The following is a 20678-nucleotide window of genomic DNA, read 5'->3' as shown; positions in this document are numbered from 1 at the left end:
CTCAGCGGATTCCCCCCGGCAGGACGATAACCTTCGCTTCACCGAAACGGAGGACACAACTCTGGAGGGAGCCCTTGAGGCTCTTCTCTTTGCGATGGGAGATTCCGTTGAGCTGTCGCGTCTCGCCTCTGCCGTAGGCCGCACCTCCTCGCAGACCGAGAAGGCTCTGCGCTCCCTGCAGGAAAGACTGAGCCGGCCGGAATCCGGCATTCAGCTTCTCGATCTCGACAACTCCTGGCAGCTTTCCACAAAGAAACAGTATTACGGCCAGCTGATCACGCTCGCCAGACATCCAAAGAAACCCCAGCTTACCGATGTCATTCTGGAGACCCTCTCCATCATCGCATACAAACAGCCGGTCACAAAGGCGCAGATCGAACAGATCCGCGGCGTCAGCTCCGAGCACGCGGTCAACAAGCTTCTGGAATATGATCTGATTCAGGAGCTCGGACGCCTTAATGTTCCGGGCCGGCCGATTCTTCTGGGCACCACAGAAAAATTTCTCCGCTACTTCGGTGTGGAATCGACAGATCAGCTCCCGGAGCTCAGTCCCGGACAGATCGCGGACTTCAAGGCGGAAGCAGAAGCGGAGGCCGATGTGCGCGTAGACGTCTGAATGGCTCTGAAAAATTCATAAAAATCAGAACTCCCAGCCGGATTTCATTCGTTAAAAAGGGGGTGTCGCACGAATCTGGTGCGGCACCCCCTTTTTCTTTTCTTATCTTTATTCTGTCTGGGTTTTCGAAGAGCTGTTCTGTTATGATACCGGATAAGCTGCGGATTGCTCCTTGCTTCGCACTCCCGCAATCCTTAGCCAGTGAACCAACTATATTTATATGCGTACGTGCTGCTCAATACCTTGTGTGTGCTGGAATTTGACTGAACCGCTACCTTTATCATGCTGTCTTCATTCAGATCCTGATCATTTACCATCAGCGTCTGGTTGTTCACATAGATCGTATCGTTGTCCAGCTTTCCGTCAATAACCGCCTTACATGACTGTGTGAAATTTTCACCGCTGATGTAATACGTTCCGTTCGCCAGCTTTGTAATTCCATTTATAACAATCGGCTTCACGCCCAGCCGGAGATCGGACTTTTTAAACGGATTTGTCTTGTTGTACACATATCGTTTTCCGTACAGTATATCGTACTGAAGCGTCTGCATGTCGAAGGTATAGCTCTCGCTGTTCTGCATCGTCTGCTGATACCGAAACATCACGCCGTCATGAATATCAAGCTTGTCAAACAGATCCGCTGCCGCCTGATATGCTGTGATATCTTTACTTTCCCTCTTCAGGCCGATATTGTCCCACAGAAGGTAATTGGTCTGGTAGATCGAACCGTAATTCAGATCCTCATCGGAAAGGCCCATCGTTGGGAGATGATCCCCGTAGAACAGAATCACTGCAGGTTCACCCCGGTTCTCCACATCCTGAATCAGGTCCGCGATGAACTGATCCTCCTCGTGTAGCTGATTCACGTAATACTCCCACGCGGCGTTCTCCGCGTCTGTGTCAGTCCCCGTCACTGTAATCTCCGGATTATCAATGATATGCTCACTCGGATAGGAGCCATGAGGCTGAACAGAAACAGTAAAGACAAAATCCTTCCCGGATGTGGAATCCAGCGCGTCGTTGATCGGAGTGATCAGATTCTCATCGCGCATCCATCCGTTCTCATTCACGTCATTCTGCGTGTCCATGTACTCGCCCGAAGTAAACGTATCGAATCCGAAATCCGCGTACACCTTGCGGCGGCTGTAAAAGTTCGCCTCATTGTCATGGACCGCATGCGCGGAGAATCCCAGATTTTTCAGCACGGTAGCCGCACTCTCACAGGTTTCTTCCCTGAGGATGCCCTTATAAGGATACTCACCGGCTCCGAAGAACCGCATGCTCATTCCGGTCAGGGTCTCAAATTCGGTGTTCACCGTGCCGGCACCCACGACCGGCACCTGATACAGACCGGAGGTGTATTCCTTTTCCAGCTTATGCCAGTTCGGAAGCGGGTCCTCGGAGAACGTGAGATTTTTCATACGGGTCGGGTCAAAAAATGTCTCGCACTGCACAATAATAATATTCGGAAGATTTTCCGTATCCGAGGTGGTTTTCTCCTCATCATGCTCATCCGCAATGATCTGATCCACCATCGCCTTGGAGTAATTATCCGGCTTTGATATTCCGGTATCCAGAACCGTAACCGTCAGACAGTACGGAAAACCGTAATCCTCATACGCATAGGCAATGTTTTCAAAATAAGCGGAAAGCAGGCGCACATTCACCATCTCCCGGGTCAGTCCCCAGAAACCGAAGCAGGAGAGTACAATCCCGATCAGCACCGGAATCCTGTGCGTCTTTCCCTGATAGCGCGGAGAGCGGCACAGCAGCACAATAAGACCAGCCACAAGAGCAATGATAAGCGCGTATATCACACCGATCTCCCAGCCGGACAGATACTTGGTGACTACAGAAGCTCCTTCGCTCAGCGCCGTCAGATCAGGTCCGGTCAGCGGTGTCACACGGTTCGCCAGCAATATGCTGTTGCTGATTCCAAGGAGCATCCAGAAGGTCAGAACCAGTATTCTCCAGAAGGTTCGTCTCCGGAACAGAAATACGATCAGTGAACTTAGAAAGATCAGCAGTGTATTATACAGGAAAACCTTGGTGTGATCATCCAGAAATGTTACCGCCGCCCCGAAGGAATGTCTCGACAGCGCCTCAATAAGCAGATATCCGAAAAACGATGCGGCAAAATGAAAAATAAGGGCATAGCGGTTCAGAAACTGCACCAGTTTCGGATGCCGCGGCGGTTTTGGTTCCGGCCTTACTGCCTTCAGAAACCAGTGCTTCCCCTTTCCGAGGACTTCCTTTATACTCATAATTTCCTCCGTTCCAGACATCTGTTATGTGCATAGACAAATTCTTTCTGCTCAGCTTCTGCGTTTCAGCAGCTTGCTCACGTAAGCTTATGCATATCGGCAGATTTTTCACGTGAGCTTCTGCGTTTCAGAAGCTTGCTCACGTAAGCTTCTGCATTTCGGCAGATTTTTCACGTGGCCTTCTGCATTATGGCAGATTTAACATGTCTGGCGCAATGATTTAACCCAGTGATTCAACACTTTTAACTTGACAACGAACCATCATAACAGTTTTACCGGAATTTGTCGATGTACGAAGTCCTGAAAGTACTGGCCAAAGAATGCTGAATATCAGGAAAAATTCATGAAAAAACGGCTGGAACAACAGCCGTTTTTCTTGAACATCGCCTCCTTATGAAATATTATTAATATATCCGTATTTGTAAACCCGTATCGGTAAACCTGTATCTGTAATATTCGTATTCACCATTAACTTATTTCGGGAGAAAGAAAATGTCTGAACAAAACAACACTGCAAATCACAGGAAGAAGCAGTCAAACCCAAAGGCACTCATCCCCATCCTGGTATTTCTCGTCCTGTACCTGGGATCTGGTATTTATTTTGAATATATCCACCCTGTTAAGGGAGAAATGGGCTTCTATATCATGTCTGTCGTCGTGGCTTTTGGTCTGGCGCTGATCGTCGCCTTTCTCCAGAATCCTTCTCTTTCCTTTGATGAGAAGATCCATATCTGCGCCAGAGGAATCGGCGATGACAACATCACGATCATGCTCTTTATTTTCCTGATGGCAGGCGCTTTCAGCGGAATTGCCAACCAGGCGGGCGGAGTGGAGAGTACCGCCAACCTGCTTCTGAATATCATACCGGGCCGATTTGCCATTCCCGGTCTTTTCGTCATTGCCTGCCTGATTTCCATGTCAATGGGTACCAGTGTCGGCACGATAACCGTACTGGTGCCGATCGCCGCTTCCGTCGCAAAAACAGCCGGGTTTTACCTGCCTCTCTGTGTCGGTACCGTCGTGGGCGGTGCCATGTTCGGAGACAATCTCTCCTTCATTTCCGACACGACGATTGCGGCCACCAAGACACAGGGCGTTGAGATGAAGGATAAATTCCGCGCGAATATCCGGATCGCCCTCCCGGCCGCCGTACTCACGCTGGCAATTCTCTGCGTCATTGCCCTGAACGGCGGAAAAGCCGAACTCGGAAATTATCCTTTCCAGTTCGGCCTTGCGCTCCCATATTTTGCGGTTCTTGTCATGGCCCTTCTCGGAACCAATGTCTTCGTTGTCCTTGGAGTCGGGATTCTCCTGTTCCTGATCATGGGCGGTCTGCTCGGAGAACTCAGTTTTGCCACCGCGTTTTCCTCCATGGGTACCGGCACATCGTCGATGTTCGAAACCATGATCGTCACCATTCTTGTCGCCTCCATCAGCGCGCTGATGGAAGAGTACGGAGGCTTTGAGGCGATCCTGGAGCTGATCCGGAAATTTTCCCACAGCAAGCGGGGTGCCATGTTCGGCATTGCCTTTCTTACCGGCCTGATGGATATCGCGACAGCAAACAATACCGTTGCCATCGTCGTCGCCGCGCCTATCGCAAAAACCGTAAGCACCGAATATCAGATACGGCCGCAGAAGACCGCGTCCCTTCTGGACACCTGCTCCTGCATCTTTCAGGGCATTATCCCCTACGGCGCGCAGCTTCTGATTGCAGCCAGCCTCTCCGGAGTCTCCACCGTATCGATCATTCCTTATTTATTCTATCCCTTCCTGCTCCTGATCTTTGTGGTTCTCTCGATCGTTTTCGACAGGAGCTGAGCAGCCGCGGTCCCTCCCACCTTCCCTGGCCAGGCCTGTGCTGCTTGCGGCCCTTCTCATCAGTATTGGTTCAGGCCCCGCTCCTGTTTACGGACTTTTCGTCTATCACGTTTTCAGACTGCGCTGCTTGCGGTTCTTCCCGTATGGATTGACGTCAGACTGTAGGCATCAAGCACCTGCTCGAGATCGCCTGCTGTCATCAGCTTTTCCTGAAGCACCAGCTCCTTCACCGGCACGCTGGTCTTCAGGGATTTCTTTGCGATTTCCGCGGCTTTCCTGTATCCGATATACGGATTCAAAGCAGTGGCAATTCCAACGCTTGCATTCAGAAGCTCCCCGCATCTTTCCTCATTCGCTGTGATTCCATCGATGCAGTTCACACGCAGCGTGTTCACCGCGTGCGTCAGCTCAGAAACAGAGTCAAACAGATTGTAGAACAGAACAGGCTCAAACGCATTCAGCTCCATCTGCCCGGCTTCTGCTGCCATGGTGATGGTCGTATCATTGCCGGCGACCTCAAATGCCACCTGCGTCACAACCTCGGGAATTACCGGGTTGACCTTTCCGGGCATGATCGAAGATCCGTTCTGCATCGCCGGAAGAGAGATCTCGCCGATTCCCGCCCGTGGTCCGCTGGAGAGCAGACGAAGGTCATTGCACATCTTGGAGAGGTCAACCGCACAGGTTTTCAGTCCGGAGGAAATCGTCACGAAGCTGTCGAGATTTTCGGTCGCGTCAAACAGATCCGCTGCCTGCGTAAGCGGATAACCGGTGATTTTTGCAAGTGTCGGGACAATATTGTAAAAATAAAAATCGGAGGTATTGATCGCGGTACCTATGGCTGTCGCGCCCATATTCACCGTGTAGAGTTCTTTCTTGAGATGCAGAAGACGATCGCGGTCTCTGGAAACCATCGATGCATAGGAATGGAAGGTCTGACCGAGACGCATGGGGACAGCATCCTGGAGCTGTGTGCGTCCGATTTTGAGAATATGATCAAATTCTTCAGATTTTTCAGAGAGGCTGTCTGCAAGCGCTTCCAGCTCACCGTCAAGGACGGAGAGAAGATCGAGAGCAGTCAGCTTGCCGCATGTCGGAATCACATCGTTGGTTGACTGGCACATGTTCACGTCATCATTTGGATGAATGACGGAATAATCGCCTTTTTTGCCTCCAAGCAGCTCGATTGCCCTGTTGGCCACAACCTCATTCGCGTTCATGTTTGCACTGGTTCCGGCTCCGCCCTGAATTCCGTCCACGATGAAAGACTCTGTAAGCCTGCCTCTCATGATCTCACGGCATGCCTTTGCGATGGCATCTGCCTTTTCCGGCTTCAGCTTTCCGCTTTTCTTGTTTGTCTCGGCCGCCGCGAGCTTGATTCTCGCCAGGTTCCGAATAAACAGGGGATGGAGTCCGGTGCCGGTGATCGGAAAATTCCTCTTTGCCCGAAGAGACTGCACTCCGTAATAGGCATCCTCCGGCACCTCCAGTGTGCCGATGGAATCAGCTTCCAGACGAGTTCCTGCTGCGATCTTCTCAAAAATCTCCATGATGTTTCCCTCCAAATGTCCTGAATGAAATTTGAGCACTCATTAAACTTTTCGGACGTCTTCACCGACTGTCCTTCCGGATGACGCGAGAATAGCACCCTGAAAACCCGATGTAAATATCTTAAGTTGAAAAGATTGAAAGAGAAGAAATCCAGGGCGTTCTCACGAAATAAATAAAGTTAATTTCCGTTATGACGAATAATATAAAGCCGTTTGTAAACTTCTCACTTGCATCTGACGCCGGAAGGTTTATAATTAGGGCAGTACAGAGAGGTACCAGCTGAAAAGATCAGCCGGTGCCTCTTTTTCTATTTCCCTGGATTCCACGGATGGATTGCTGTTCTGTTTTGTGAATGGATTTTCTTCCTGAATTTTGTAGATGGATTATTTTCCTCAATTTCTTTGTAGATGGATTATTTTCCTCAATTTCATGGATGAACTTCTTTTCTGAATTTTATAGATGGAATTTTTTCCTGAATTATGTATTTGGATGGATTTCGTGGAGGTGAAATTTTGAAAAAGCTGGATGCCATCGACATCAAGATATTGAATATCCTGCAGAAAGACGGCAGAATTCCTCTCAAAGATCTGGCAGCAAAGGTTTTTCTGTCCTCGCCCTCCGTCTCTGCAAGGCTGGAAAAGCTGGAGGAACAGGGCGTGATCCTGGGATATCACGCACAGATCAACCCTATGATGCTGGATTATCATATCAAAGCGTTCATCAATCTGGAGGTCGAACCAAATCAGAAACCGGAGTTTTATCCCTATATCAAGTCGATCCCGAACGTGGTGGAGTGCAACTGTGTGACGGGTGATTACTCGATGCTCATCGAGGTCATGTTCCAGAGTACGACAGAACTGGATCATTTCATCAATGAGCTCCAGAAATTCGGCCGCACCAAGACCCAGATCGTCTTCTCAACCAGCGTGGAGCAGAGGGCGGTACCGGTTCACACTTCCCCGTAAAATAAAAATAGGCCCACATCTGTCATCGCCCTTGATTTACGTTTTGATTTTACATTTTGAATTTACGTTTTAGATTTTCATTGACTGCATTTCCTGTGATGGAGGCTTCGTAAAGGACGTAAATATATCAGCCTTCCCCGCAGGAACGTTTATTCTCTTCAATCGTTCTGACATAGCCGGTCACCGTCCACATGTGCTCGTTCATCCGACGTCGAGCATCCCGCGTATCGTGCGACATTATCGCCCGAACCAGATTCCGGTGCTCCTGATCAATGCCTTTTGTGGATTTTTCCTTCTGCATGACCAGAGCCCGGATATCCGTGATCATGTTCTCAATCAATACGGAGGATGCGCACAGTACCTGATAGATCATGGGATTATCCGCAATTGAGGCGATCTTCAGATGAAGCTCCCGGTCAAGAGACGCACGCTCCCGGTCATTCTCCTCCTGGTCCAGCCTTTTGAGATACCATTCCAGCTCGGCAGTGTCCTCCTCGGTACATTTTTCGGCCGCAAGAGAGGCGGATTCCACTTCAAGTGAAGAACGCAGCTGCTGCACCTGCGTTACTGTGCTCCGGTTCATCCGGAACAGAAGCGTAAGCGGTGTGATCATACACTGATTGAAGTCGTCTGTAATATAATTCGCGCCCCCCTGCACCGAATGAATGATGCCGAGCAGCCGGAGAGAATGAAGTGCCTCACGCACCACCGGCCGGGACACAGCCATCTGCTCCGCCATCTTCCTCTCCGTGGGGAGCGCATCTCCCTCATGAAGCAGGCCATCTTCGATTGCCTTTATGATCTGATCGAGTATATCATTCACCGCATCTTCTTTATTTACTTTTTGAAAAACGACCTGCTCTGTCATCTGTTTCTCCCCGTTTTACATCCTGTCTTTATACAATAAACCCCCATGCGATAAGTCGTGCCACAAACTGTATACGTCCCCGCGTCACACACTGTATAAGCTGCGGATTGCTCCGTGCTTCGCAGAATATTATCTGTGACGCCCTGCCTTGCAGGACATGCAGGTTTACATATTTTCTGTTTAGATTCATATCCTCTACGCTTACTTATATTACCACAAAATTTCCCGATTTCGAGAAGAGCTCCTTCTGTTTTTTCGTTTCGGGGCCCTTTGGGAGCTTCATTTCCGGCATGTCTCCGTTCGTCCTTCTCGGGCTTTCCTTACTCTCATTGATCTTCAGCTTCCAGGATCCCGGGCAGAACGCAGACGGTCACAGTCGCTGTTTTTGTCTTGTTCATCCGGGAAATCATCATTGAATTTCAATATGTGCGGTGTTATATTGGTATTACCAATCAAAGCAACAATCATGGTAAATATACCAGAAGGAGCAGTACAATGGGGTACGTTAAATGGAGCTATGAAACACTGAATCGTTTTTGCGCCGATGTTTTTCACAATTTCGGATTTTCCGATGAAGAGGGAAAAATCATCAAGGATGTTCTGCTGACCGCTGATCTCTACGGAATTGAAAGCCACGGCATGCAGAGGATGGTCCGCTACCACAAGGGAATTGAAAAGGGAACAATTCATCCGACCGCAAAGCCCGAAGTTGTATTTGAGACACCCGTATCCGCAGTTATTGACGGACATAATGGAATGGGCCAGCTCAATGCTTATTTTGCAATGAATAAGGCAATCGAGAAGGCAAAGACCACCGGTGTCGGAATCGTATCCGTCCGCGAATCCAATCATTTCGGAATTGCCGGATACTACGCAAAGATGGCAAGTGACCAGGGACTGATCGGTGTCGCCGCGACAAACTCTGAGGCGATCATGGTTCCCACGTTCGGAAGAAAGGCAATGATCGGCTCCAATCCGATTGCGGTTGCCGTTCCTGCCGACCCGTTCCCCTTCCTTTTCGATGCATCTACAACAGTTGTCACCAGAGGAAAGCTGGAGATGTACAATAAAGCCGGAAAACCGCTTCCGGAAAGATGGGCTCTCGACGCCAACGGTAATCCGTGCAGCGACGCGCCGACCGTTCTGTCCAATATCGTAGCAAAGAAGGGCGGCGGCATCATGCCGCTTGGTGGAAATGATCCTCTGACCGGAAGCCACAAGGGTTACGGATGGGGCATGGTCTGCGAAATCCTCAGTTCCATCCTCTCAAACGGCGTGAACTCGGATCAGTGCTGCACCTTCAAGGATAAAACCGGAATCTGCCATGGCTTCATCGCGATCAATCCCGCCTTCTTCGGAGATGCGGAAGCCATCAAGAAGAACTTCTCCGATTACCTTCAGAGACTTCGTGAGAGCCCGAAGGCAGAAGGTCAGGAACAGATCTATACGCATGGAGAAAAAGAAATTTTTGCAGAAAAAGACAGAAGAGAAAACGGTATTCCGGTAAACGACAATACCATGGTAGAGCTCAGCAACCTCTGCTCCTACCTGCACATGGACTTCAGCAAATACTTTGAGGGATATCAGGTCAACAAAGATTCCAAATTCTTCGCCGGCAATTACTGATTTCCTTTACAGCAATGCCTCCGGAGTGGTAACCTGTTCCGGAAGGCATATTGCGGCTGGACAAATTCTGTACGGTAACGGTTTCCACACAATAACCATTAATTTGACGATAACCAATATTTTTGTACAGCAGCAATTCTTATTCGGTAACAATTTCAATTCATATTCATAAATTCATATTCATATATGGAGGATAATCAAATGGATTACGCAAAGGAATCCCTGAAAAAGCACTATGAGTGGAAGGGTAAAATTGAAATCAAGCTGAGAGCTGAAGTAGACAGCGCCGAGGCGCTGAGCCTTGCATACACCCCGGGTGTTGCGCAGCCCTGTCTTGAGATCCAGAAGGATATCAATAAAAGTTACGAGCTGACCAGAAGATGGAACACCGTCGCAGTTGTAACAGACGGCTCCGCAGTACTCGGCCTGGGCGACATCGGACCGGAGGCAGGAATGCCGGTTATGGAAGGAAAATGCGCGCTCTTCAAAGCTTTCGGCGATGTAGACGCAATCCCGATCTGTGTAAAAACACATGATGTAGACGAGATCGTAAAGACCGTTTCTCTCATTTCCGGATCCTTCGGCGGCATCAACCTCGAGGACATCGCTGCTCCGAGATGCTTTGAGATCGAAGAGAAGCTGAAGAAGTGCACCGATATTCCGATTTTCCATGATGACCAGCATGGAACCGCGGTTATCACCCTTGCAGGCCTGATGAATGCGCTCAAAGTTGTCGGCAAGAACATCGAGGATATCAAGATCGTCACATCCGGTGCCGGCGCTGCCGGAATCGCTATCATCAAGCTTCTGATCTCCATGGGTCTCAAGAATGTTATCATGACTGACCGCAAGGGCGCAATCTATGAGGGCCGTGAAGGACTGAACCCGGTCAAGGAAGAGATGGCGAAGATCACAAACCGCTCACATGAGTCCGGCACTCTGGCAGACGTCATCAAGGGAGCTGATGTATTTATCGGTGTTTCCGCACCCGGCACACTGACTCAGGATATGGTTCGCAGCATGGCAAAGGATCCGATCATTTTTGCGTGCGCAAACCCGGTACCGGAAATTTATCCGGATGACGCAAAGGCTGCAGGCGCAGCAGTTGTATCGACCGGAAGAAGTGACTTCCCGAACCAGATCAACAACGTTCTCTGCTTCCCGGGCATCTTCCGCGGAGCTCTGGATGTACGCGCATCCGACATCAATGACGAGATGAAGATCGCCGCTGCAAAGGCAATCGCCGGCCTTGTCTCCGACAAGGAGCTTTCCGCAGATTACATTCTTCCGAAGGCATTTGATCCGAGAGTAAAGACTGCCGTTGCCGAAGCTGTCGCTAAGGCAGCCCGTGAGAGCGGAGTCGCAAGAATCTGAATATAATATTTTGACACAAATATTCTGACACAGTCAGAAAGGCTGCCGCAGCTTGTTTTCCTGTACGGATCACATCGCTGCGGCAGCCTTTTTTTACGCGAACAGTGAGCCGCAGCCGAATGTGAAGTATTCGTGTGCGGCGAGCGTCGCGATAGCGAGATAAAACTCGCGCAGCGTGTTTTATCTCTTTGCATTTTTCACGCTGTGTACTTTTGACTTTCCAGGGAGCATTTCTCCACCTTCTTACAATACATCCGTCAAAGCCACTCGCATCACGTATTTACAGCTTATCACGCTGTATTTTCTGGCAGACTATTACACCGCGCCCTTCCGCCTTATCACACGGTATTCTGCCAGCCTGCTGCATCGCGTCGTTCCAGCTCACATAGGATTCGTCAGCAATCCCCCGGATTCTGTCCCAGTCCTTTTCATAGCTGCTCTCGAACATCGCAACGGTATAATACCCGGCACCTGAAGCGGTTTCCAGACAATAGGCAGCATCCTCAAACACCGCCACATCGGACGGCAGGAGAGAGGTGCCTGTCTCATCGGCCATTTTCTCCCTGCAGAAATCATAGATGTCCGGATCCCGCTTTCCCCTGCCGATTTCCTCACAGCTCACAAAAAAGTCAAAATATTCCAGAATTCCGTTCCGCCGGAAACACGCCCTGGAAAGCGCGGTGTCATTTGCCGTTGCGACGCACATGCGCACACCCCGTTCCCGGAGGCTTCGGAGATAAGCGGCGGCTCCCTCCTTCAGCGGAATGTCCTCCTCGTAGTGCTTTCGTATCAGAGCGAACATTTCTTCCATCACTTCTCCGGGCGTTTTCGCAAGACTGTATCTGTGAATGAAATACGCCGAGCTTTCGGACATTGTCATGGTTTCGATCGGCGCAAGATCCTCCCGGGATGCATGAATGCCCAGACCGCCGAGATAATCCTCCGCGAGATGATCCCAGTACCGCATCGAATCCGCCAGCGTGCCGTCCACATCAAAAATCGCGTACTTTTTCCGCATTTCTCTGTTCCTCCTGACACCGGATGCCCTGATCCACCTTCTCCGGAGTCATATTGAAGACGGCATCGATCAGATCTGTGCGGAAGGTGGCGTTTCCGGTTCCCTTCTCCAGACGCTTCTGTTCCGCGATCTCTCCCGCAAGGCCCATCACCGTCATTGCACTCACGACAGCGCGGAAGGAATTCTCTCTGTCGGCACCGCAGAACGCTCCGATCAGCGAAGTAAGCATGCATCCGCTTCCGGTAATCCGTGCCATCGTTGCGCACCCATTATGGAGAATCACTGTCTGTTCTCCGTCAGTCACGATATCTGTCTCTCCGGATACGGCTATGACGCTTCGGATCCGCAGAGCCAGTTTTTCGGCCATCACAATACTCTTCTCGAGATTATCTGCGGTAATCTCATCCTCCGCGCTGACATCCACGCCCCTCCCGGTTTTCGCCTCAAGGCCTCCTGTCTCAATCGCACGGATCTCAGAGGCATTTCCCCGGATTGCGGTAAAATGGACCGTCTCCAGAAGCTCCCGGATGCTGTACCGCCGCAGCGTTGTGCTGCCGGCAGCGACCGGATCCAGAACAACCGGGATTCCCAGCTCATTCGCATGCTGTCCGGCAATGATCATGCTGTCTACCGATTCAATCGCTCCGAGATTGCAGACAAGGGCATTCATTCCCTCCACTCCCTCGCGGACCTCGCGAACATCCATCGTCATCGCCGGTGTTCCTCCTGCCGCAAGAATGATATTCGCGCAGTCATTGACCGTGACAAAATTTGTGATACACTGCACCGCAGGCTTCGTTTCCTGCACTTTTCGAAGAGATTCTCCATACTCCATCTGTTATGATTCCTTCCATAAAATGCTTCATCATTTTTTCAGTGGACTTCCCGGCCGCGGAAAATTTTTCATTTGTTCAGCTGCGCCTGCATCTTCGGCAGCGCCTTGGATCGCTTCAGCACCAGGAGAACCGCAATGGCGAGGGTTGCCCCCATCGCAGATGCTGGGCCGTAGTAGGGGATAAGATAAAAAATCGCGTATTTAATGTGAAGTGCCAGGTTGAAAATCACGCTTGCCAGTACCGCGCTGATGAATCCGGTTCCGATGACTTCTCCGACCCATGCTGCCCAGAGCTTATGCGTTTTTCTATACAGAATACCGGAAAGCAGGGCACCAAAAATCGCGCCGATCACAGCCTGAAAATCACAGCCGACCAGAGCCACCCGCATGCAGCCCGTCAGAAGAGCTGCGATGAAATTGTACCACGGGCCCAGAAAAACCGCCCCCATAACGTTGCAGAAGTGCTGAAACGGAGCCATGTGCGGAAACCATACAAAGGTATTCAGCACAAATCCGAGACATGCAAGCATCGCTGTAAATACCATTTTCTTCAGAGACAGCTTTCCTGCCCGTGACCCTTCCGGAAGCGGGGCAGCAGCAGAAGCTGCATTCTTTGCAGAAACCGTGGTTGTGTTCCATTTGTTTTTCATGATCATATCCCTTCCTTTTTAAGATTTAAAGAAATTGATGACGCGCCGGCTGATTGTCACTATGATCACCGGTCCGGACGCGAAACGAGATAAAACACGCTGTGCGAGTTTTATCTCGCTATCGCGACGCTTGCCGCACACGAATACTTCGCATTCGGCTGCGGCTCACTGTTCGCGTAAAAAAAACAGACTGCCAAACGACAGTCTGCATAAATACGCATAATCACAGCGATGCTCCCTACGTTGGCATTATCCAAATCAGGTTAATGGGTCGACAGCTGAAATCCGTCCTCTCAGCCCGATGCATCGGGCTCCCCAGTCTGTTTCTCTTGATTTTTCTAAAGCGTTCTGCTTTAACAGGCCTATTATAACACAATCCATTCAGAAAGTGCACACCAAATGTCAATCTATTGTTTCTGACCGCCAAATGTCAATCTACTGTTTCTGAACTGAGCAATTTTGATATTTCAGAACGTGTGCAGAAAAGCTTTGACGAGACAGATGTAGTTATTAAAGTAAATGGACATTAATCAGGGGCTTAGCCGCTCTTTTATTTTCTCTTCGGTCCGATACTCTGAGGGTGTCCGTTTGTAGTAGTGCTTGAAGCTCTTTCGGAAGCTGTATACAGAGGAGAAGCCGACTTCTTCTGCAATGGACTCGATGGATTTATCTGTCGTCTTAAGTAGATTTTTGGCTTCTGCCATCCGGATGTAATCTAAATTCTCTTGATATCCCTTACCCGTAAATTTGATGAGCAATCGCCGTGTCTGCCGTTCACTGTATCCAAAGAATTTGGCTAAGGATGAGAGTGAAATCTCCTTGTAGTGCTGTTGCATGTAACTCAGAATCATGGCTATGTCATAATTCTTTTCGGTGGGATCGTTATTGATCAGTTCGGAAGTAGAAGCATATTTGTTCATCAGTCTGGAGAAAAGGAGGGAGATAGATGCCTTTTTCTCCAGTTCCGTGTACTTTCGATAAGACGGATCCGTCTGAAGAAGATTAATTGTCAGGCTTTGGATAAGTGGATCACGTCCGGTGTGAAAAAGAATAAAGGTATCATTTACGTAATGAGAAAGGACATTAGTGAAAAAATGATGCAGAATATCATTTTCATAGGTATGATTAGAAAAAATCTCCCAGAAAGTAGAACTTCTGACCAGGATATTCACAAGAACGCAATCATCGTTGTAGGAAGAAAGAGCGTGTCTTGAGCCTAATCCCAGAATGACCAAGTCTCCCTGTTTCAGATCAAAAACGCTGTTGTCCGTATAGTTTCTTGCCGTTCCCCTTAACACATAGATAAGCTCGAAATAAGTGTGATAATGCCAGAAAGCTGGAAAATAATTGGGGGGAATCATAGCATAGACATCGGTATCAAATGCATCCAGTACATGATCGGGGATATACCTATTCGTAGGATCCATTTGTAGTTTGTGTAAGGTTTCGTCTTCGTTAAAAGGATAATTCAAATTGAATATATCCTTGTTAACAGTATTTCCTGGAATAGACCAGTCCACGTCCGGATGGTCATAATAGTATTGTCTTAAAAATTTAGTCTCTTTCAGAAAAAAATCTGGAAGCGTCAGTTTTACGTCAAAAGAGAAAGCTTGATTCATCTTTAAGCCTTTCTAATTCATTTTCCATGTCCGAAAAGTTATTTCCAATGTCTCCAATTTAGCTTTTTTCTCTATAAAAAACAAGTTATTTTTTATTTACAAATAAATGTTAGGCTTGTGCAAAAGGAGAGAAAAATGGGAGAGTTAAATGAAAAAATTAGTGTTAAAGAAAAAATCTCATATGCATTAACGAACCTGGGTAATATTCCGGTTCAGGCAATTTTAGGATCCTACCTATTGATTTTCTACACAAACATTGTCGGATTAAATCCTGCAGCATGTGCGACTCTGTTCTTGATAGCCAGAATCCTGGATGGACTGAATGATCCGCTGATAGGTTTCTGTATTGACCATGCTAAAACAACTAAGATGGGACATTTCAGACCGACTCTGCTCTTTGGTTCTATTGCCTGTGGCATAAACTTCTTACTGATGTTCTACGGACCCTATATGGCAACCGGAGGAAAGCTGGTTATCGCATATGTGACATACATTCTGATCGGTGTTCTGTTTCCGGTTATGGATATTTCCCTGAATAGTATGCTTCCTGTTATGACCTCAGATGTGAAAGAGAGAACCGCCTTAAGCTCTATCAAAGGATTTGCTTACATGGCAGGAATTTTCGGATTGAACATCGTAGCACCAATCATTATCGGTGATACAAACATCGCTGCTGGTTACTTCAGATTAGTTGTGATTGCAACTGTAATCATCATTGGTTTTTCTGTACTTGGAACCCTTGGCATTAAGGAGAGAATTCAGGCAGCACCCGACACAGAATCTTATAAGTTCAGAGATTTGTTTCGAATTCTGACGGCTCGTCCGGTATGGGTCACTTTCCTTACCGCATTGACATATTTTGTCGGCACATACATTCTGAATACAGCGAATACTTATTTCTACACATACGTATTAGGCGATCTTTCTTTACTGAGTCTTGTATCAATTGTTCAGCTGTTGACACTGATTCCTTTTACTGTTCTTGCAGTTCCGCTGGTTAACCGGTTTGGAAAAAAACGCTTATATGCCTTATCATTAGTGATGATTACGCTCATACCGCTTGTAAGGCTGTTCAATGTAACAAATATTCCGATTCTTCTGATTGCAACCGTAGTAACCGGTATAGGTTCCGGTCTCAGTATGCCTCTAACCTATGCGATTCAGGCGGACAATACCGACTACGTTGAACTGCATCTCGGCATAAAAGCGCAAGGTGCAATTGCTTCCCTCTCATCTTTTATCACAAAATGTGCAATGGGTATCGGCGGAGCCATTCCCGGATACATCCTTGCAGTGGTAGGATTTGATGCAAAAGCGGCAACACAGACTGGAAGCGTAAATTTCGCAATTGTTTTCTGTGTTATCATCGCACCGGCTATTCTTGGAGCCCTTGGCGCATTGATCTTTGCTGTATTGTATCCTCTGTCAAAAGAAAAATTAGATGCGCAGAATGAAGAAATCGTAAAAATCAGAGGCTGATATTTCAGTTTTATGTAAAACAGGATTTCTTATACGGAGGTTATTTGAAATGATTGATATAAAGAAACTGCAGAAACCGGCAGATGAGTTTAAACCAGATATCAGATGGTGGCTTGCTGAGGGCCTCAATACAGATGAAACTCTGAAACATGATCTGGATCTTTTGAAGGAATCCGGATTCGGTGCTGTTGAATTTCTGGCAATGGACGAGCCGGGAGCAGATTCCAAAATTTATGGATGGGGATCTGAGGAATGGGTTCATGATTCAGAACTCATGTTCAGGGAAACAACAAAACGCGGCATGGGAGTCAGCGCTACCTGTGGCACAAACTGGTCAAACTGCAATCTGACAACCATCACACCGGATGATAAAGCAGCTGCCAAGGAACTGGATTATGCTCTGGAAAGGCTGAAATCCGGAGAGAGTAGAAAAGGCAAGCTGAAAAAGTCCAAACTAATCATGCCGGGTGTTACAAAGCAGGAGTTTGTCGCTGTTGTTGCGATTCGTGATTTAGGGGAGAAGGACGGAAAGCATTATCTGGATAAGGATTCTGCCATTGTTTTAAATAATCAGGTAATAGGAGGAGAACTGAATTTTACTGCACCAGGGGATGGTGAATATCTTCTTTTTACCTTCTGGATTCATGGTACCGGGCAGACGGCAAACCCATCCTGCAGTGTTTCTTATACTGTTAACTATATGGATCACTATGGCATTGATGCCTTCATTCGGTACTGGGACAGAGAGGTAATCACACCGGAGCTGCGTAAGACGCTCGAGCAGAACGGGCGCGCTATGATGTACATGGATTCTCTGGAACTCGCAACTTTCGGGCAAGGTGGTCAGCTATGGGGGTATAATTTCGTAGACGAATTCAAAAAACGCCGAGGTTATGATATTGTACCTTATCTTCCCTTTGTAATTAAAAGGCCGGGCATGATGCAGCCGGTCCATGAATACTACTATTATATGAAAGACTCAGTTTTTGCAGAAAAACTTCTCAACGACCTTTATCAAACGGCCACAGATATGTACTGTGAGAATATGATGAAGCCGATGAAGGAGTGGTGTAACAAGAACCATATGTGGCTCCGTTCCGAGATTTCCTACGGGCTTCCCTTCGAAATTTCCCAGCCGGGCAAGTATGTTGACGATGTTGAGACCGAGTCTCTTGAGTTTGCATCGCAGATCGAGCCCTACAGAAACCTTGCAGGTACTGCTCATGTATACGGTCGCATGTATTCCAGTGAGACTGGTGCAACAACCATGAACTACAAGATGCCCTTGGATTTCTACACGCAGATCATCTATACGCAATTTGCTGCGGGCGTTACCAAAACAGTTCTGCACGGCTATTCCAGTATCGCTGGTTCAAAGCAGAGTACTTACTGGCCGGGACATGAGGGCATGTGGCCGATCTTTTCCGAGCGATTCGGTTCTCGTCAGCCTGCATATCAGCATTATAATGACTGGACCGGCATGCTGGCCCGTTATCAGATGCTGTTGCGCGAGGGAAAACCCAGAATGGATCTTGCCATATTACGCCTGGATTATAATTTTAACAACTTGTATTTCGCTGCTGAATCCGGAGAAAAGGATCTTTATGAACATCAGCTGATGCGTGGTCATGAAGGTATATACTGGAAAGACATGAACCTACAGGATGCTGGCTACACATGGGACTACTTTGCCCCGCAGATTCTCGAAGAGGACTTTGTGGATACCCGATACGGGGTACTGCTTCCGGACGGACCTGGATATCAGGCAATCGTGATCTTCCAGAGTATCCTGCCGGTCACAACCGCAAAGAAGATTCTGGAAATGGCAAGGAAAGGACTTCCGGTCGTCTTCGTAAATGGATGTTCCGAGACAATCCGTCCGGGCGTTACAGTTACCCACAAAAAGGCAGCAGCCATGACACCTTTCAACGACGGAAAAGACGAAGAACTGGCAGTCATTGTCCGGAAAATTAAGTCTGTTCCGACCACAAAAGAGATTAATGTCCAGTCCGAGACGATTCAGGCTCTCGCAGAATTGGGCATTCAACCCAGGGTTTCTTTTACTGAGCCAAACACAAAAGTCCTAACACTTCTCAAAGAAACTGAGAAAGAAATTATCTACTATGCGTATAACATGCAGTACACAGAGACAGAAGATTTTACTTTCACAGCTGCCATTAATGGTGCCGGCAAGCCGTATAAAATTGACTGCTGGAACGGAAGAGTCGAGGAAGTCGGATGCTATAAAATAGAAAAAGGCAAAACATTCATTACCACAGTGCTTGCGCCGGGTGAAGCCTGCATTTATGTGATCGAAAAAGGACAGGAAACCCTGCACGCAGTCGAAGCCCGGGGATTGACAATTGTCGCAGATAAAGGGAAACTCATTGCAAAAGCAGAATCGAGTGGAGATTACGATGTCGTCTTATCCGATGGAATCGGGAAAAAGGTCTCCATAGTAGTCCCCGAGAAGATTGTCATCAATAAATGGAATCTTGAGGTTGAAGATTGGAACGAAGGCGATAAGGTAGTAATTCAAGAAGACCGCGGTGTGGGTCATATCACAACCGAAGTTCATTTTGAAACAAAAAAGACGTTGCTCAATGCCGGCCGGGTTGAACTTAAACCCTGGATGGATATTCCTGAGATCGGGCCGGATGTCTCCGGAGTCGGATACTACACAGCAAGTTTCACTACACCTGCTGATTGGGCAGATGATATCGGTTGCTTTCTCTCTATCGAAAACGTACATAAGAGTACCGCAGCTGTCTATGTCAATGGTCAGAAAGCTGGCGCCGTAGACATTGACGCGCTCAAAGTAGACATCACTAATCTTGTACAGTGCGGCGAGAACAAGATTACGGTAGAGGTATCCTCCACTCTATGCAACCGACTGATTCAGAGAGGCTACTACGACATGGTCGGACAGATGTCTAAAGCCCTCGCTGAGAATGCCAATAATGCCATGGATGGAGAAGAAAAGGATAAAGATGATGCACCGGGATTGAACTTTAACATTTCCGCCACTCCGCAGCCCTATGGTATGGTTGGCGAAGTTGCCGTAAACTTCTACAAGAAAGTCACCCTCTAAGGAGTCATCCGGGGTCAGCAGAGGCAATGAGTCTGGCGTTCAAATGAAGAAAATCGCAATTGTTGCCGCAAACGGCAAAGCAGCCAAAAAAATTATTGCAGAGGCAGTGAATCGCGGATTTGATGTTACAGGCTTCGGACGTAAGGAGAATAACACGCTGGCACAGCATTATGTACAGAAAGATTTGTTTGAGCTGACAGCAGAGGATCTCAACGGATTTGATGCTGTTGTGGATGCCTTTGGGGCATGGACAGAAGAAACCCTGCCGCAGCACAGCACATCTCTTAAGCATCTTTATGACATCTTAAGCGGAACAGATACAAGACTTTTGATTGTCGGAGGCGCAGGCAGTCTTTATGTCAACAAGGAACATACAGCTACCGTTATGGAAGGGGCTGATTTCTCGGATGCTTTTAAGCCGCTGGCATCCGCAATGGGAAAAGCTCTTGGTGAACTTCGGGAGAGGAAGAATGTCAAGTGGACATATATTTCCCCTGCCGGTGATTTCCAGGCAGACGGCGAAAGAAGCGGAAATCTTGCCGGAACGATTCTTTCAGCCATCATCTGCGCGGCGATTCATATGAAGCTGGTCATTTCTCCCCTGGTTATGCTTTCGGCTGCCGGGGTATCGATGGGGATTGGTATGTTTTTCGGCATCTATCCGGACAGTAAAGCAGCGCACCTGAGCCCGATGGAATGCCTCCGGCATGAGTAATAAGAAGTATGGAGACGCACTTATTACGAAACTTAATACGGAATGAGCAGGCGAAGACCCGGGGGGGGGGGGGGGTGGGGCCCCCCCCCCCGGGGGGGGGGGGGGGGTGTTTTTTTTTGTGGTGTGTTTGGGGGGGGGGGGGTTTTGTGGGGGGGGGGGTGTTGCAGGATGTGGGGAGGGGGTGGG

Annotated in this window: 15 protein-coding genes and 1 riboswitch; of the genes, 8 read left to right on the top strand and 7 right to left on the bottom strand. The window is 48.4% G+C overall.

Features of this window, described 5'->3' with window-relative positions; translation table 11 throughout:
* The first annotated feature begins 61 nt into the window (after positions 1–61).
* Complete coding sequence (gene scpB, locus ACTNDI_RS07390) at positions 62–616, top strand: SMC-Scp complex subunit ScpB (RefSeq protein ID WP_441100415.1); 555 nt, start codon at positions 62–64, stop codon at positions 614–616.
* A 194-nt stretch (positions 617–810) separates the two neighbouring features.
* On the opposite strand, the gene ACTNDI_RS07385 is transcribed toward scpB, so the two are convergent.
* Positions 811–2880: an LTA synthase family protein gene (locus tag ACTNDI_RS07385; protein ID WP_441100293.1), complete on the bottom strand. Its 2070-nt coding sequence runs from the start codon at positions 2878–2880 to the stop codon at positions 811–813.
* Between the two features lie 492 nt (positions 2881–3372).
* Here ACTNDI_RS07385 and ACTNDI_RS07380 point away from each other — a divergent pair, with 492 nt between their 5' ends.
* A complete protein-coding gene (locus ACTNDI_RS07380; protein WP_441100292.1) occupies positions 3373–4701 on the top strand; it encodes a Na+/H+ antiporter NhaC family protein in 1329 nt (442 codons plus the stop codon).
* 113 nt (positions 4702–4814) lie between these two features.
* Here the strand turns inward: ACTNDI_RS07380 and ACTNDI_RS07375 are convergent, their stop codons facing one another.
* Positions 4815–6251 (bottom strand): aspartate ammonia-lyase, encoded by a 1437-nt coding sequence (locus ACTNDI_RS07375; RefSeq protein ID WP_441100291.1) that lies wholly within the window; start codon positions 6249–6251, stop codon positions 4815–4817.
* Positions 6252–6773: 522 nt separating this feature from the next.
* On the opposite strand from ACTNDI_RS07375, the gene ACTNDI_RS07370 reads away from it, so the two are divergent.
* Complete coding sequence (locus ACTNDI_RS07370; protein WP_441100414.1) at positions 6774–7217, top strand: Lrp/AsnC family transcriptional regulator; 444 nt, start codon at positions 6774–6776, stop codon at positions 7215–7217.
* A gap of 127 nt (positions 7218–7344) precedes the next feature.
* Here the strand turns inward: ACTNDI_RS07370 and ACTNDI_RS07365 are convergent, their stop codons facing one another.
* Positions 7345–8085, bottom strand: coding sequence for a FadR/GntR family transcriptional regulator (locus tag ACTNDI_RS07365; RefSeq protein ID WP_441100290.1), 741 nt, complete (start codon positions 8083–8085; stop codon positions 7345–7347).
* A gap of 495 nt (positions 8086–8580) precedes the next feature.
* Between ACTNDI_RS07365 and ACTNDI_RS07360 the strand changes: the two genes are divergently transcribed.
* Complete coding sequence (locus ACTNDI_RS07360; protein ID WP_441100289.1) at positions 8581–9711, top strand: Ldh family oxidoreductase; 1131 nt, start codon at positions 8581–8583, stop codon at positions 9709–9711.
* 201 nt (positions 9712–9912) lie between these two features.
* On the top strand, positions 9913–11085 hold the full coding sequence (locus tag ACTNDI_RS07355; protein ID WP_441100287.1) for an NAD(P)-dependent malic enzyme: 1173 nt from the start codon (positions 9913–9915) through the stop codon (positions 11083–11085).
* A gap of 280 nt (positions 11086–11365) precedes the next feature.
* Here ACTNDI_RS07355 and ACTNDI_RS07350 read toward each other — a convergent pair whose 3' ends face one another.
* The 4 genes from ACTNDI_RS07350 to ACTNDI_RS07335 form a co-directional block, all read right to left on the bottom strand.
* Positions 11366–12103: an HAD family hydrolase gene (locus ACTNDI_RS07350; protein ID WP_441100286.1), complete on the bottom strand. Its 738-nt coding sequence runs from the start codon at positions 12101–12103 to the stop codon at positions 11366–11368.
* Positions 12078–12938 (bottom strand): hydroxyethylthiazole kinase, encoded by an 861-nt coding sequence (thiM, locus tag ACTNDI_RS07345; RefSeq protein WP_441100284.1) that lies wholly within the window; start codon positions 12936–12938, stop codon positions 12078–12080. The genes ACTNDI_RS07350 and thiM overlap by 26 nt, the downstream gene beginning before the upstream one ends.
* A gap of 68 nt (positions 12939–13006) precedes the next feature.
* Positions 13007–13588, bottom strand: a complete 582-nt coding sequence (gene thiW, locus ACTNDI_RS07340; RefSeq protein ID WP_441100283.1) for an energy coupling factor transporter S component ThiW — start codon at positions 13586–13588, stop codon at positions 13007–13009.
* A gap of 218 nt (positions 13589–13806) precedes the next feature.
* Positions 13807–13916, bottom strand: a riboswitch (TPP riboswitch).
* A gap of 202 nt (positions 13917–14118) precedes the next feature.
* Positions 14119–15207: an AraC family transcriptional regulator gene (locus ACTNDI_RS07335; RefSeq protein ID WP_441100281.1), complete on the bottom strand. Its 1089-nt coding sequence runs from the start codon at positions 15205–15207 to the stop codon at positions 14119–14121.
* Positions 15208–15342: 135 nt separating this feature from the next.
* Between ACTNDI_RS07335 and ACTNDI_RS07330 the strand changes: the two genes are divergently transcribed.
* From ACTNDI_RS07330 to ACTNDI_RS07320, 3 genes are read left to right on the top strand one after another with little or no spacing between them, the layout of a single operon-like run.
* Entirely contained in the window at positions 15343–16686 is a 1344-nt protein-coding gene (locus tag ACTNDI_RS07330) for an MFS transporter (protein ID WP_441100280.1), read from the top strand.
* 49 nt (positions 16687–16735) lie between these two features.
* The gene (locus tag ACTNDI_RS07325; protein ID WP_441100278.1) at positions 16736–19777 is read left to right on the top strand and encodes a glycosyl hydrolase; all 3042 of its coding nucleotides are present in this window, start codon (positions 16736–16738) and stop codon (positions 19775–19777) included.
* A gap of 43 nt (positions 19778–19820) precedes the next feature.
* Complete coding sequence (locus ACTNDI_RS07320; protein WP_441100277.1) at positions 19821–20492, top strand: NAD(P)H-binding protein; 672 nt, start codon at positions 19821–19823, stop codon at positions 20490–20492.
* Positions 20493–20678 lie beyond the last annotated feature (186 nt).

Origin of the sequence: Bilifractor sp. HCP3S3_D3, from assembly GCF_052063915.1 — a bacterium.
In the GTDB taxonomy this organism is placed as follows: Bacteria; Bacillota; Clostridia; order Lachnospirales; family Lachnospiraceae; genus Bilifractor.
This window is presented reverse-complemented; position numbering and strand designations above follow the sequence as displayed.

What these genes read in the sequence shown, in the direction of transcription:
- ACTNDI_RS07325 (WP_441100278.1), top strand. Translation starts at nt 16,736, where the DNA reads ATGATTGATATAAAGAAACTGCAGAAACCGGCAGATGAGTTTAAACCA.
- ACTNDI_RS07330 (WP_441100280.1), top strand. Translation starts at nt 15,343, where the DNA reads ATGGGAGAGTTAAATGAAAAAATTAGTGTTAAAGAAAAAATCTCATAT.
- thiW (WP_441100283.1), bottom strand. Translation starts at nt 13,588, where the DNA reads ATGAAAAACAAATGGAACACAACCACGGTTTCTGCAAAGAATGCAGCT.
- thiM (WP_441100284.1), bottom strand. Translation starts at nt 12,938, where the DNA reads ATGGAGTATGGAGAATCTCTTCGAAAAGTGCAGGAAACGAAGCCTGCG.
- ACTNDI_RS07335 (WP_441100281.1), bottom strand. Translation starts at nt 15,207, where the DNA reads ATGAATCAAGCTTTCTCTTTTGACGTAAAACTGACGCTTCCAGATTTT.
- ACTNDI_RS07350 (WP_441100286.1), bottom strand. Translation starts at nt 12,103, where the DNA reads ATGCGGAAAAAGTACGCGATTTTTGATGTGGACGGCACGCTGGCGGAT.
- ACTNDI_RS07365 (WP_441100290.1), bottom strand. Translation starts at nt 8,085, where the DNA reads ATGACAGAGCAGGTCGTTTTTCAAAAAGTAAATAAAGAAGATGCGGTG.
- ACTNDI_RS07385 (WP_441100293.1), bottom strand. Translation starts at nt 2,880, where the DNA reads ATGAGTATAAAGGAAGTCCTCGGAAAGGGGAAGCACTGGTTTCTGAAG.
- ACTNDI_RS07375 (WP_441100291.1), bottom strand. Translation starts at nt 6,251, where the DNA reads ATGGAGATTTTTGAGAAGATCGCAGCAGGAACTCGTCTGGAAGCTGAT.
- ACTNDI_RS07355 (WP_441100287.1), top strand. Translation starts at nt 9,913, where the DNA reads ATGGATTACGCAAAGGAATCCCTGAAAAAGCACTATGAGTGGAAGGGT.
- ACTNDI_RS07380 (WP_441100292.1), top strand. Translation starts at nt 3,373, where the DNA reads ATGTCTGAACAAAACAACACTGCAAATCACAGGAAGAAGCAGTCAAAC.
- ACTNDI_RS07360 (WP_441100289.1), top strand. Translation starts at nt 8,581, where the DNA reads ATGGGGTACGTTAAATGGAGCTATGAAACACTGAATCGTTTTTGCGCC.
- ACTNDI_RS07320 (WP_441100277.1), top strand. Translation starts at nt 19,821, where the DNA reads ATGAAGAAAATCGCAATTGTTGCCGCAAACGGCAAAGCAGCCAAAAAA.